Origin of the sequence: Actinomycetospora soli, assembly GCF_021026295.1 — a bacterium.
Lineage (GTDB): Bacteria > Actinomycetota > Actinomycetes > Mycobacteriales > Pseudonocardiaceae > Actinomycetospora > Actinomycetospora soli.
Genome location: NZ_JAJNDA010000012.1, coordinates 40755 through 53589, shown reverse-complemented (window position 1 = coordinate 53589; position 12835 = coordinate 40755). Strand labels below are relative to the sequence as shown.

10 protein-coding genes are annotated in these 12835 nt (G+C 77.2%); 9 read left to right on the top strand and 1 reads right to left on the bottom strand.

The genetic code is table 11. From position 1 onward, the window contains the following. Positions 1-94 precede the first annotated feature (94 nt). The 9 genes from LN037_RS19640 (at position 95) to LN037_RS19600 (ending at position 12420) form a co-directional block, all read left to right on the top strand. Positions 95-1921 carry a hypothetical protein gene (locus LN037_RS19640; protein ID WP_230755789.1) on the top strand — a complete coding sequence of 609 codons (1827 nt, stop codon included), beginning with the start codon at positions 95-97 and terminating at the stop codon, positions 1919-1921. A 190-nt stretch (positions 1922-2111) separates the two neighbouring features. Further along, positions 2112-3287: an ADP-forming succinate--CoA ligase subunit beta gene (gene sucC, locus LN037_RS19635; protein ID WP_230755787.1), complete on the top strand. Its 1176-nt coding sequence runs from the start codon at positions 2112-2114 to the stop codon at positions 3285-3287. Position 3288: 1 nt separating this feature from the next. Then, a complete protein-coding gene (gene sucD / locus LN037_RS19630) occupies positions 3289-4170 on the top strand; it encodes a succinate--CoA ligase subunit alpha (RefSeq protein WP_230755785.1) in 882 nt (293 codons plus the stop codon). Positions 4171-4254: 84 nt separating this feature from the next. After that, positions 4255-5754: a DUF5336 domain-containing protein gene (locus LN037_RS19625; RefSeq protein ID WP_230755783.1), complete on the top strand. Its 1500-nt coding sequence runs from the start codon at positions 4255-4257 to the stop codon at positions 5752-5754. Positions 5755-6007: 253 nt separating this feature from the next. Beyond that, positions 6008-7333, top strand: coding sequence for a cell division protein PerM (locus LN037_RS19620; protein ID WP_230755781.1), 1326 nt, complete (start codon positions 6008-6010; stop codon positions 7331-7333). A 41-nt stretch (positions 7334-7374) separates the two neighbouring features. Continuing rightward, positions 7375-8028: a phosphoribosylglycinamide formyltransferase gene (purN, locus tag LN037_RS19615; RefSeq protein ID WP_230755779.1), complete on the top strand. Its 654-nt coding sequence runs from the start codon at positions 7375-7377 to the stop codon at positions 8026-8028. Then, positions 8025-9617, top strand: coding sequence for a bifunctional phosphoribosylaminoimidazolecarboxamide formyltransferase/IMP cyclohydrolase (gene purH, locus LN037_RS19610; RefSeq protein WP_230755777.1), 1593 nt, complete (start codon positions 8025-8027; stop codon positions 9615-9617). The genes purN and purH overlap by 4 nt, the downstream gene beginning before the upstream one ends. A 332-nt stretch (positions 9618-9949) precedes the next feature. Beyond that, entirely contained in the window at positions 9950-10747 is a 798-nt protein-coding gene (imuA', locus tag LN037_RS19605; protein ID WP_230755776.1) for a DnaE2-dependent mutagenesis accessory factor ImuA', read from the top strand. Continuing rightward, positions 10744-12420, top strand: a complete 1677-nt coding sequence (locus LN037_RS19600; RefSeq protein ID WP_230755774.1) for a DNA polymerase Y family protein — start codon at positions 10744-10746, stop codon at positions 12418-12420. The genes imuA' and LN037_RS19600 overlap by 4 nt, the downstream gene beginning before the upstream one ends. Here LN037_RS19600 and LN037_RS19595 read toward each other — a convergent pair. Beyond that, positions 12411-12815, bottom strand: coding sequence for a VOC family protein (locus LN037_RS19595; RefSeq protein WP_230755772.1), 405 nt, complete (start codon positions 12813-12815; stop codon positions 12411-12413). The genes LN037_RS19600 and LN037_RS19595 overlap by 10 nt on opposite strands. Between the last annotated feature and the right edge of the window lie 20 nt (positions 12816-12835).

Genomic DNA, 12835 nt, shown 5'->3' with positions numbered 1-12835 from the left:
CATCAGATCGATCCAGAGACGATCTCGGTGAATCGTCCGGGGCATCGGCGGGTGAGCGCAGGGGGCGAACGGGTACCGGCTTACTCTGCCCGCGATGACGGCCTCACGAGCCGAGCCGCGGACGAGCCCGCCCGGGCCGGCCGCGCAGGCGGACACGGGACGGGTCGGCGCGGCCTGGTGGGTCGCCGCCACGGCCGTCGTCGTGGCCACGGCGCTGCGGATCCTGGTCGTCGTGCTCGCCCCCGGGCCCATCGGCGCGCCCACGCGGGCGGCCGGGGTCCTCGCCCCGCTCGTCGCGCTCGTGGCGGCGCTGGCGCCGGGCCTGGCGACCCGCCGCGCCGGGCGCCGGCCCGGCGCCGCCTCGCTCGCCGCGCCCGCGGCCCTGGGCGTCCTCGGGGCGGGCGGTCTCCTCGTCGACCTCACGCTGCTCGTCGACCCGGTGGCGGCCGCCCGGCCTGACCTCCTGACCTCCGGGACGTCGGTGCTCCCACCGGCGCTCGCGGCGCTGGTGGTGGCGGCCGACGTCGCCCTGGTGGTGGCGGCCCTCGTCGCCGGCCGCGCGCTGCGTGGCCTGGGCCGGACCGGCGGCGCCGCGGTGTTCGGTGCCCACCCGCCGGGCACGCTGGTGCGGCCGGTCGCGGGCGCGGTCCTCGCGGCGCTCGGCGTCGCCGCCGCCCCGTTCAGCATGGAGGGCCCGGGCAGCGGCTTCGCCCCGCACGCGGTCCTCGACACCGCCCCGCCCGCGGGGATCGGCGTCGCCCTGCTCGCCGTCGCCCTCGTGGCCGTCGCGGTGCTGCCGGGACTGCGGCCGGCCGAGCCCGCCGCCGACCCGGAGACCGGGATGCGGGTCCGTCGCGCGGTGCACACCGCCCTCGGGGCCGGGGTGGTCGCGCTGGTGGCCCCGACCGTCGCGGCCTCGATCGCCCGGGTCGGCCTCGACGTCTCGCCCGGCGCCGTCCTCGCCGTCGCGGGCGGTCTGCTCCTCATCGGCATCCCCGCCCGCACCGCCGTCCTGCGCTCGCGTGCCGCCGGGGTGGCGGCCCTGCTCGCGGCCGGGGCGGCCCTGTTCGGCGCCCTGCTCCCGACGACCACGCTGCCCGACAGCGCGCCCGTCGAGACCGGCACCGGCCTGCTCCTCCTGCCCGCCGCCGCGGTGCTCGCCCTGCCGGCGCTGCTCGTCGTCGTCGGGACCCCGCGCCTCGTCGTCCGAGCCCGCCCGACCCTCTCCGTCGCCTGGCTGACGGTGCCCTTCGCCGCCGGACCGGCGCTCGACGTCGTCCTCTCCGCCGTCGACAGCGCGGTCCCCGCGGCGGACCCGGCCTTCGGCGCGGTCGTCCCGGTCCCGACGACGGGTGTGGGCGTCGGGGCGGGCGGCTGGGCCGTCGTGGGTGCGCTCGTGCTCGCGGTGCTCACCGCGGTCCTCGCGGTCGGTGCCGGGTTCGCCGAGCGGCGCGACGTCGCCGGGGCGCGGACCCCGCTCGGGGCCCGGCCCGCCGACGGCACCGACACCGTCGAGCCCGACCCGACGATGCTGCCGATGTGCGCCCTCGCCGCCGTGCTCGCCGTCCCCGGCTTCGGCGGACCGCTGGCCCGCGACGCGCTGGCCGCGAACGCCGCGGGCGGGGCCTGGCAGAACCCGGGCGCCGCCGCGTGGGGCTCGCTCGCGGGCGTCGTCGGGGTGGCGATCGCGGTGCTGCTCGCGCCGCGGGCCCGGCCCGCGCGGGCGCTCGCGCTGCTGGCCGCCGCGGGTGCGCTGCTCGTCGTCCGGCTCTCCGCGCTGGTGCTCACCCCGCCCCGTCCGGGTGAGAGCGTCGGCATCGGCACGTGGGCGGCGATCGTGTGCCTCGTCGTCGCGCTGGGAGCGGCCGTGGTCTCGGTGATGCAGATCCGCGAGGAGCGCTGGGGTCGCGACGACGGCTGAGCCCGGCCCGTGAGGGTCGGGTGTGGCGGGGGTCGCCCCCGGTACCGGGCCCCGGACCGCGACACGCCGCTAGGGTCGCCCTCGCCGCCCCTCGGTCGCCGATGGCGCAGATCGCCGTCCGTGCGACCCGCGGGGCCACCGCCGGAGTCCACCGACGGATGCTGCCGGTCAGTGATGGAGGAGTTCACGAGTGGACCTGTACGAGTACCAGGCGAAGGACCTCTTCGCCGCCCACGGCGTCCCGGTGCTGCCGGGCCGCACCGTCGACACCGCGTCCGACGCCGAGACCGCCGCCGGTGAGATCGGTGGCGCCGTCGTCGTCAAGGCCCAGGTGAAGACCGGTGGCCGCGGCAAGGCGGGCGGCGTGAAGCTGGCCAAGGACCCGGCGGAGGCCCAGGAGAAGGCCCAGGCGATCCTCGGGCTGGACATCAAGGGCCACGTCGTCCACCGCGTGCTGGTGACCGAGGCGAGCGACATCGCGGAGGAGTACTACTTCTCCTTCCTGCTCGACCGCTCGAACCGCACCTTCCTCGCCATGTGCTCCGCCGAGGGCGGCATGGAGATCGAGGAGCTCGCCGTCGAGCGCCCCGAGGCCCTCGCCCGGGTGCCGATCGACGCGATCACCGGGGTCGACAAGGCCAAGGCGCAGGAGATCGTCGCGAAGGGCAACCTCCCCGCCGAGGTGGCCGACGAGGCCGCCGACGTCATCGTCAAGCTGTGGGACACCTTCGTCGGCGAGGACGCCACGCTGGTCGAGGTGAACCCGCTGGTGCGCGACCCGCAGGACCGGGTCATCGCCCTCGACGGCAAGGTCACCCTCGACGAGAACGCGGACTTCCGCCACGAGGCGCACGCCGCCCTCGTCGACGAGCGGACCGAGAACCCCCTCGAGGCGAAGGCCAAGGCCAAGGGCCTCAACTACGTCAAGCTCGACGACGGCCAGGTCGGCATCATCGGCAACGGCGCGGGTCTGGTCATGTCGACCCTCGACGTCGTCGCCTACGCCGGCGAGGCGCACGGCGGGATGAAGCCCGCCAACTTCCTCGACATCGGCGGCGGCGCGTCCGCCGAGGTCATGGCGGCCGGACTCGACGTCATCCTCGGTGACGACGACGTCCGCAGCGTCTTCGTGAACGTGTTCGGCGGCATCACCGCGTGCGACGCGGTGGCCAACGGCATCGTCGAGGCGCTGAAGATCCTGGGTGACGACGCGACCAAGCCGCTGGTCGTGCGCCTCGACGGCAACAACGTCGAGGAGGGCCGGCGGATCCTCGCCGAGGCGAACCACCCGCTCGTCACCGTGGTGGGCACGATGGACGACGCGGCCGCGAAGGCCGCCGAGCTTGCCGCGAAGGCTGGTGCGTGAGATGTCGATCTTCCTCAACGAGAACAGCAAGGTCATCGTCCAGGGGCTCACCGGCTCCGAGGGCATGAAGCACGGCCGCAAGATGCTCGCCGCGGGCACGCAGCTCGTCGGCGGCGTCAACGCCCGCAAGGCCGGCACCCAGGTCGACGTCGACGGCACCTCGGTGAACGTCTACGGCGGCGTGGAGGAGGCCATGAAGGAGACCGGGGCGGACGTCTCGGTCATCTTCGTGCCGCCGAAGTTCGCCAAGGACGCGGTCGTCGAGGCCGTGGACGCGGGCATCGGGCTCGCCGTCGTCATCACCGAGGGCATCCCGGTGCACGACTCGGCGTGGTTCTGGGCGCACGCCACCGCCAACGGCAACCGCACCCGGATCATCGGCCCGAACTGCCCGGGGATCATCTCGCCCGGGAAGTCGCTCGCCGGCATCATCCCGGCGAACATCTCGGGCCCCGGGAAGATGGGCCTCGTGTCCAAGTCGGGCACGCTGACCTACCAGATGATGTACGAGCTCCGGGACATCGGCTTCTCCACCGGCATCGGCATCGGTGGCGACCCGATCATCGGCACCACGCACATCGACGCGCTCGAGGCGTTCCAGAACGACCCCGAGACCGAGGCCATCGTCATGATCGGCGAGATCGGCGGCGACGCCGAGGAGCGTGCCGCCGACTACATCAAGGCGAACGTGACGAAGCCGGTCGTCGGCTACGTCGCGGGCTTCACCGCGCCCGAGGGCACGACCATGGGCCACGCCGGCGCGATCGTCTCCGGCTCCGCCGGCACCGCGCAGGCGAAGAAGGAGGCCCTCGAGGCGGCGGGCGTGAAGGTCGGCAAGACGCCGACCGAGACCGCCGACCTCGCGCGTTCGCTGGTCTCCTAGGTTCGATCTGGGGCAGGCTGGGCCGACCGCGGGGACGATCTCCGCGGTCGGCTCGACGGCGTCGTCATCCGGGAGGGCTCGTCCATGAGTGCAGGACCGAGTGCAGGGGGCAACGCGGGCGGCCAGCCCGGCTGGGGCGGTCAGCCCTACGCAGCACCCGCCCCGGGGCAGCCGCGGCAGGCGCCGTCGTCGCAGCCCAACCCCGCCGTCGGCACGCCCTCCCAGCCGTTCGGCGGCGTCTCGCCCTACGGCGGGTCGTCGTGGGCCGGTGCGGGCGCCCCCGGGTCCGGCCCCGCCCCCGGCGGGTCCCAGGGCCCCGGGTGGGGCCGGCCGCCGGCGCAGCCCACGCCCGCGCGCGGGGTCGCGCAGCCGAACCCGTACACGCCGCAGACGGTGCCGGCGTCCGCGCCGGCCGCGCCGTCGTCCGTCCCCGGCGCGGCTCCGCCCGGTCCGGACGGGATCCCGACGGGGCCGGGACGGCTCGCCGCGCTCGGCGCCGCGGGCCTCGGCCTCCTGACGTTCATCGCGACGTTCCTCACCAGCTTCGACCCGGCAGGCCTGCTGCCCGCGCTCGTCGTCGGCGGCGGCCTCACGGTGGGCGCCGCGGTGCTCCCCGGTGCCCCGCGCACGGTGGTGCCGGGCGCGGTCGTGTCGGTCACCGCCGCCCTGGTCAGCCTGCAGACCCTGTCGGTCACCGACGGGTTCGACGTCGTCGTGGTGGTGCTCGCCGTGCTGACGGCCGCCGCCGCGGTGGTGGCGGCCCTGTCGGCGGCGGGGATCGTCGGGGGCCGGACGACGTCGTCGTCGACCTCCGGCGCGTTCCCGGGCCAGGCGTCGGGGCAGCAGTCGGGGCAACAGACCGGCCAGCCGTTCGGTCAGCAGTTCGGGCAGGCGTCCGGGCCGTCGGGTCAGCCGTCGGGGCCGTTCGGGGCCCCGTCGGAGCAGGCCACGCAGCGCGTCGCCGCGCCGGGTCAGGGGCCGCGTCCGCAGGGACCGGGCCAGCCCGGGCAGCCCGGGCCGCAGAGTGCGGCGACCACCCAGGCCGCCTCGATGACGGGCCCGTCGACCGGGCCCCAGGGCGCCGGGCAGCCGTCGCCGGAGGACTCGGCCGCCCGCACCCAGGTGGTGCCGCGGACGGCCGGCCCGTCGGAGTCGGGTCCCGAGTCGTCGGCCGCGTCCGCGGGTGCCGGGGCTCCGGGCTCACCGGGCGCGCCGTCGTCGGGGTCGGGGGCGGGGTCGACGGACCCGTCCGTCCCGGCCGCGCCGTCCTCGTCTCCCGGTTCGTCGGGTGCACCCTCCGCGGCCGCAGCCTCCTCGTCGCCCCCGCCGGCGGTCACCGACGGCCGCGCCGCGTCGGCGGCCGGGACGTCCACCCCGCCGTCCGGGTCGCCCGGGGCCACCGCCCGCGGCGGCGACCTCCCCGCCACCGCGATGATGGACGGCACGGCTCCCGCGGCGCAGCAGGGCGCGGAGTCCGAGGACACCCCGCCGTCGGGCTTCCAGCGGCCGACCGGCTGGGGCGTGCCGGACCGCACCGACGGGGCGGGCCCGCAGGGTGACCGGCCGGGAGCGCACGAGCGCTGACGTCGTCGGCCCGCCGGGACGTGCGAGGTGGCGCCGGGCTGTCGGTGCTGTCGGTGCTGTCGGTGCTGGGCCGTCGCCGCCGCGCGCTCGATGTGCCACGAGCGTGGCGCCGGGCTGACGTCAGACGTCAGTGGTGGGCCACCGCTGACCCGGGGCCGGGCGCGACCTGGCGTCCGATGTCGGTGATGTGCCACCGCCGACGTGCGGCGTGGCGCCCCCACCGGGTCGCCCGGCCCTGGAATCGTCGGCGTGCGTGAGTGCTCCGGCGAGGGACGACACGGAGGAGACCGGGGACGCCCCGGCCGGCCCCGGGGCGGTGCGGCCCCGGCTGACCGTGCTGGCCGAGGTCGCGCTGGTCCCGGTCGTCGTCTCCTACCTGGCGGTCGTCGTGCTCGCCGCCCTCATCACCGCGGCCGCCTCGGGGACCACCCCCGGCGGCGACCCCGGGCTCGGCCAGGCCCTGGCGACCGGCGTCCCGCTCTGGCTGGCCGTGCACCTCGTGCCGCTCACGATCTCCGGCGCGCCCCTCGGCGTGCTGCCCCTGGGTCCGGCGATCGGGGTCGGGGTCCTGATCGCCCTCGTCGCCCGGCGCGGCGTCACCCGGCTCCGGACCCCCGAGACCGAGGCGCACCGCTGGACCTCGTGCGCCGTGCCCGTGGTCGCGGCGTCCGCCGCCGTGCACGCCGCGGGCGGGGTGCTCGCGGCCGCGCTGCTCACCCCGGACACCGCCGCCGTCCCCGCCGACGCCTCGCCGGCGACGGCGGGTGTGGTCGCCGGGCTGCTGGCGGCGGTCGCCGCGACGTCCGGGGTCGTCGGGCCGTGCGGGCTCGCCGCGATCGTCGCGACCCTGCCCGCCTGGCTGCGCCGCGGACTGCGCGCGGGCCTGGCCGCCACCACCGCACTCGTCGTCACCGGCGCGGCCCTGCTGCTGATCGTGATGCTCGCGCACGCCGACGCCGTCGCGGCGGTGTTCACCACCGTCGCCCCGGAGGCGGGCAGCGGCGCCGGCCTGTGGTTGCTCGACGTCGCGTACCTGCCCAACGCCGTCGTCGCCGCCGTCTCCTGGGCGCTCGGCCCGGGCTACGCGGTCGGCGCCGTCAGCGCGGCCCCGACCGGGGCGGTCGCCGGTCTCGTGCCCCCGTTCCCGCTCGCCGCGCTGCTCCCCACCGGGGCCCCCGCGAGCTGGGCGGGTCTGGTGTTCGCGCTGCCGCTCGCCGTCGGGAGCCTCGTCGGCTGGACGCTGGCGCCTTCGAGCCCGGACACCGCGACCCGGCTGCGCTCCGTCGCCGTCGCCGCGGGCACCACGGGCCTCCTGCTCGCCGTCGCGGCCCTGCTCGCCGGCGGACGGCTCGGCACGGGGCCGTTCGACCCCGTCGTCGTCCCGGCCGGCTGGGTGCTGCTCGCCGGGATCGCGTGGGTCGGGCTGCCCGGCGCGGTGGTCGCCGCCCTCGCGGCGCCGGCGCCCGCACCCGCCGTCGGGAGGACCCCGACGCCCGCACCCGCCGTCGGGAAGGCCCCGGAGGACGAGGAGCCGGAGCGTGTCGAGGGCGACACGCCGGAGGATTCCGAGCAGGGCTAGGGTGATCGGCGAGGATCGTCGAGACGCCGGAGCCCAGGTCTGTGCACGGCGGCAAGGAGTCCCCGCTGAGCACGCACCACCGCCTCGAGCTCCCCGCGCCCGCGCGCGTCGTGGTCCTCGCCTCCGGGTCCGGCAGCCTGTTGCAGGCGTTGCTCGACGAGGCCGGGACGTGCGGGGTCGAGGTCGTCGCCGTCGTCTCCGACCGTGCCGGGATCGTGGCCCTGGACCGGGCCCGCGCCGCCGGGGTCGAACCCGTCGTCGTGACGGTCTCCGACCATCCCGACCGCGCGGCCTGGGATGCCGCCCTCGCCGACACCGTGGCCGCGGCCGCGCCGGACCTCGTCGTCTCGGCCGGCTTCATGAAGGTCCTCGGCCCGGCGTTCCTCGCCCGCTTCGGCGGGCGCACGATCAACACCCACCCCGCGCTGCTGCCCGCCTTCCCCGGTGCGCACGGCGTCCGCGACGCGCTCGCGTACGGGGTGAAGGTGACCGGGGCGACGGTGCACCTCGTCGACGACGGCGTGGACACCGGCGCGGTGCTGGCCCAGGAGGCCGTCGTCGTCGACCCGGACGACACCGAGGAATCGCTGCACGAGCGGATCAAGATCGTGGAGCGCCGCATGCTCGTCGAGACCGTCGCGGCGCTGGTGCGCCACGGCGCCACCACCACCGGACGGACAGTGAGGATCCCGTGAGCGACGCCACCGAGGGCCGCCGTCAGATTCGCCGCGCGCTGGTCAGCGTGTTCGACAAGGCCGGCCTGCTCGACCTCGCGACCGGCCTGCACGCCGCCGGCGTCGAGATCGTCTCCACCGGCTCGACCGCCACGCGCATCGCCGACGCCGGCGTGCCCGTGACGCGCGTCGAGGAGCTGACGGGCTTCCCCGAGTGCCTCGACGGGCGCGTGAAGACCCTGCACCCGCGGGTGCACGCGGGGCTCCTCGCCGACTCGCGGCTGCCCGAGCACGTGCGCCAGCTCTCCGAGCTCGGCATCGCGCCGTTCGACCTGCTGGTGGTCAACCTCTACCCGTTCACGCAGACCGTGGCCTCCGGCGCCTCGCCCGACGACTGCGTGGAGCAGATCGACATCGGCGGCCCCGCGATGATCCGCGCGTCCGCGAAGAACCACGAGACGATGACCGTGGTCACCGACCCGACCCGCTACGCGTGGGTGCTGGAGCAGGCGAAGAACGGCGGCGTCACGCTCGCCGACCGGCGTGCGCTCGCGGCCGAGGCGTTCCGGCACACCGCGACCTACGACGTCGCGGTCGCCTCCTGGATGGGCAACGTGCTCGCCCCCGACCCGGCGACCTCCTCCGACGGCGCGACGGTGCCGTTCCCCGGCTGGGTGGGCACGACCGCGCGGCGCCGCTCGGTCCTGCGCTACGGCGAGAACCCGCACCAGGCCGCGGCTCTCTACGCCGACCCCGAGTCGACCTCGGGGATCGCCGGCGCCGTCCAGCTGCACGGCAAGGAGATGTCCTACAACAACTACGTCGACGCCGACGCGGCGTGGCGGGCGGCGCACGACCACGCGGACGACCAGGTGTGCGTCGCGATCATCAAGCACGCGAACCCGTGCGGGATCGCGGTCGGCGCCGACGTGGCCGAGGTGCACGCCCGGGCCCACGCGTGCGACCCGACGTCGGCCTTCGGCGGCGTGATCGCGGTGAACGCCGAGGTCACGGTCGCGGCGGCGGAGCAGATCGCGGAGATCTTCACCGAGGTCGTGGTGGCGCCGTCCTACGCCGAGGGCGCGGTCGAGGTGCTGGCCCGGAAGAAGAACATCCGGGTGTTGACGGCGGAGTGGGCGCCGTCCGCGACCGAGCAGCGGCCGATCTCCGGCGGCGTCCTCGTGCAGCAGCGCGACGCGGTCGACGCGCCGGGGGACGACCCGTCGTCGTGGACCCTCGCGACCGGCTCCGCGGTGTCCGACGAGGTCCTCGCCGACCTCGCGTTCGCGTGGCGGGCGTGCCGCGCGGTGAAGTCCAACGCGATCCTGCTGGCGCACGGGGGCGCGACCGTCGGCGTCGGGATGGGGCAGGTCAACCGGGTCGACTCGGCGAAGCTCGCCGTCGCGCGGGCCGGGGACCGGGTGCGCGGGTCGGTGGCCGCCTCGGACGCGTTCTTCCCGTTCCCCGACGGCTTCGAGGTGCTCGCCGAGGCCGGGGTCGCCGCCGTGGTGCAGCCGGGCGGGTCGGTGCGCGACGCGCAGACGATCGAGGCCGCCGAGAAGGCGGGCGTGGCGATGTACCTGACGGGCACGCGGCACTTCGCGCACTGAGGTGGCCTTCGGCCTCGTGAGTACTTCTGACGGCTATCACCGTCAGAAGTACTCACAGGCCGTGCACCTCCCCGACGGCGGGTGGTGCCGGTCCGGGGGCCGCCGCGCAGGCCCGTCCGCGGGGAGCCGCCGCGACGAGGCGGGAGCGGTAGGAGCAGCAGGGCGCGGCACCCCGGCAGCCGGGGACGGCGCAGCCCGGGACGCTCACCGGTCGGGGTTCCCCCGACCCGAGCACGTGGGCCGTGTCGCTCCCGGCGTCGTGGCGGACTGTCGGTGGGGTGGGTTACCGTTCTCCTCGTTCGAACAGGTGTTCGATGATCGAGGAGGTTCCCATGGCGGTGGCCCACGACCTGCTCGCCGGTCGGGTTGCGGAGCTGGGGCTCGTCCGTGCCTCGGAGCTGCCCGCGCGGGGTGCCCGGGCGGCAGCCTCGCACACCCGGCCGACACCGGTCCCGGCGTCGGGTCCGCCGTCACCCGAACCGGAGCCGCCGGAGCCCGCGCACGATCCCGAGCAGGCGTTGCTGCCCGTGCCCGGGCCGCTCGCGGGGCTCCTCCCGTGGGGCGGGCTGCGGCGCGGGTCCACGGTGTCGGTGCACGGGTCGACCGCCCTGCTGCTCGCGCTGGTGGCCGCGGCGTCGCGCGCGGGCTCGTGGTGTGCGCTGGTCGGGCTGCCGGGGGTCGGGGTGGCCGCCGCGCACGAGGCGGGGCTCGACCTCGCGCGCACGGCCCTCGTCCCGCGGCCCGGCCCACGCCCGGCGACGGTGGTGGCGGCGCTGGTCGACGGGGTGGACGTCGTCGTGCTCGGGGGCGCGTCGGCGTGGCGGGCGGGGGACCGGCAGCGGCTCGCCGCGCGGGTCCGGCAGAAGGGGGCGGTGCTCGTCCCGGTCGGGGCGTGGCCGGGGGCGGACGTCGAGCTGCACGCCACCGGCGGCACCTGGTCGGGCCTGTTGGGCGACGGGGCGGGGCGGCTGCGGTCGCGGCGGGTGCACCTGCGCTGCGCCGCCCGCGGGCGGGCGCGCGACCTGCGTTCCGACGTGCTCCTGCCGGGTCCCGACGGCGGGTGTGCGCCGGCTCCCGCCGAGGCGGTGGGTCCGGTCGAGGTGGATCTCGTACCCGCGAGGACGGGGTGAGCGCCGGGGGGCCGCTGCGGGTCGTCGCGCTCTGGTGTCCCGACTGGCCGGTCGTCGCGGCCTGCGCGGAGTCCGGCATCCCGGCCGACCGCCCGGCGGCGGTGCTGGTCGGGCACCGGGTGGTGGCGTGCTCGGCGACGGCGCGGGCGCAGGGGATCCGGCGCGGGCTGCGGCGCCGCGAGGCCCAGGCCCGGTGCCCCGACCTGGCGGTGCTCGGGCGGGACGCCGACCGCGACGCCCGGGCCTTCGAGACGGTCGCCGCGGCGGTCGAGGAACTCACCCCCGGCGTCGAGGTGATCCGGCCGGGGCTCGTGGTGCTCGCCGCGCGGGGGCCGGCGCGCTACTTCGGGGGCGAGGAGACGGTGGCCGAGCGGCTGGTCGACCACGTCGCCGCGCGGGCACGGGTGGAGTGCCAGGTCGGGGTGGCCGACGGGGTGTTCGCCGCCTCGCTCGCCGCCCGCCGCAGCGTGATCGTGCCGCCGGGCGGGTCGCGGGCGTTCCTCGCGCCGCGACCGGTCGTCGAGCTGGAGCTGGAACCGGGGGTGGAGCCGGACACCGCGGGCGCCGACGTCCCGGCGGCCACCGCACGCACCGAGCTCATCGGCCTGCTGCGCCGCCTCGGGCTGACCACACTGGGGGCCTTCGCCGAGCTCCCCGCCGTCGACGTCGCCTCCCGGTTCGACGCCGCGGCGGTCCGGGCGCACCGGCTCGCCCGCGGCCTCGACGAACGCCCGCCGTCCCGGCGGCGCATCCCCGACGAGCTCACCGTCGAGGTGCCGCTCGACCCGCCGGTCGACCGGGTCGACGCCGCCGCGTTCGCCTCGCGGGCCCTGGCCGAGCGGCTGCACCACGTGCTGGGCGAGGCGGGGCTGGCCTGCACGCGGCTCGGGGTGCAGGCCCGGACCGTCGGCGGGGACGAGCTGGCGCGCACCTGGCGCTGCGCCGAGCCGCTCACCCCGTCCGCCACGGCCGACCGGGTGCGCTGGCAGCTCGAGGGGTGGCTGTCGCGGCGGGCCGGGTCGGGGCGCAGCGGGGACGGGCTGGCCGTGCTGCGGCTGGTGCCCGAGGAGGTCGTCGACGCCGGGCGGCTGCAGCTCGGGCTCTGGGGCGAGACCGGGGCGGCCGACGAGCGCGCCGGTCGGGCGCTGGTGCGCGTGCAGGGCCTGCTCGGTCCGGAGGAGGTGCTCACCGGGGTGCCCGGGGGCGGGCGCGGCCCCGCCGAGCGCATCCGGGCCGTGCCGTGGGGCGACGAGCGCACACCGGCGCTCGACCCGGAGGCACCCTGGCCCGGGGCGCTCCCGGCCCCGTCGCCGTCGACGGTGCCGCCGGAGCCCGCGCCGGCCCGGGTGCTCGACGCGGCGGGACGGCCGGTGCGCGCAGCGGCGCGGGGGCGGCTGAGCGGGGCCCCGGCCTTCGTCGGGATCGGTGACGGCGAGGACGCCCCGGTCCGTGCGTGGGGTGGGCCGTGGCCCGAGGACGGGCGCTGGTGGGACCCGACGGCGCCGGCCGGTTGCCTGCGCATCCAGGTCGTGTGCGTGCAGGACGACTCCGACCCCGACCCGGCGGCCGACCTCGCCCCCGATCCGGTCGAGTCCTCCGCGGACGCCGCCGGGCTGGCGCTGCTGCTGGTGCTGCGGGGCGACCGGTGGGCGGTGGAGGGGATCTACGACTGACCGGGCGGGGTGGCGACCTGCCAGAGGTGCCCGTCCGGGTCGGCGAACGTGGCGGAGTACCCGCCCCACGGCGGTGCGGTCGGCCGCTCGACCACCGCGGCGCCCACCGCCTCCGCGCGGGCGAACACGGTGTCGACCTCCGCGTCGGTGGCCGCGGACAGCCCGAGCAGGCACTCGACGGTCCCCGGGGCGGCCACCGCACGGCCCCCGGTGACCCAGCCGAACCCGCCGCGCGGGACGAACATCAGGTGCAGCCCGTCGTTGACGACGACCTGCAACGGCTCCGGGACGCCGTCCTCGGCGGGCGTGCCGACCGTGGCGAACCCCAGGTCGCGGTAGAAGGCGTGTGCCCGGACGCGGTCGTCGGTGGGCAGGGCCAGGATCACCGGAGCCATGGTCAGTACGGTAACAGGAC

Excerpts from the sequence above, each read along its gene's own strand:
- imuA' (WP_230755776.1), top strand. The coding sequence starts at position 9,950 with ATGGCGGTGGCCCACGACCTGCTCGCCGGTCGGGTTGCGGAGCTGGGG.
- LN037_RS19640 (WP_230755789.1), top strand. The coding sequence starts at position 95 with ATGACGGCCTCACGAGCCGAGCCGCGGACGAGCCCGCCCGGGCCGGCC.
- sucD (WP_230755785.1), top strand. The coding sequence starts at position 3,289 with ATGTCGATCTTCCTCAACGAGAACAGCAAGGTCATCGTCCAGGGGCTC.
- LN037_RS19625 (WP_230755783.1), top strand. The coding sequence starts at position 4,255 with ATGAGTGCAGGACCGAGTGCAGGGGGCAACGCGGGCGGCCAGCCCGGC.
- LN037_RS19595 (WP_230755772.1), bottom strand. The coding sequence starts at position 12,815 with ATGGCTCCGGTGATCCTGGCCCTGCCCACCGACGACCGCGTCCGGGCA.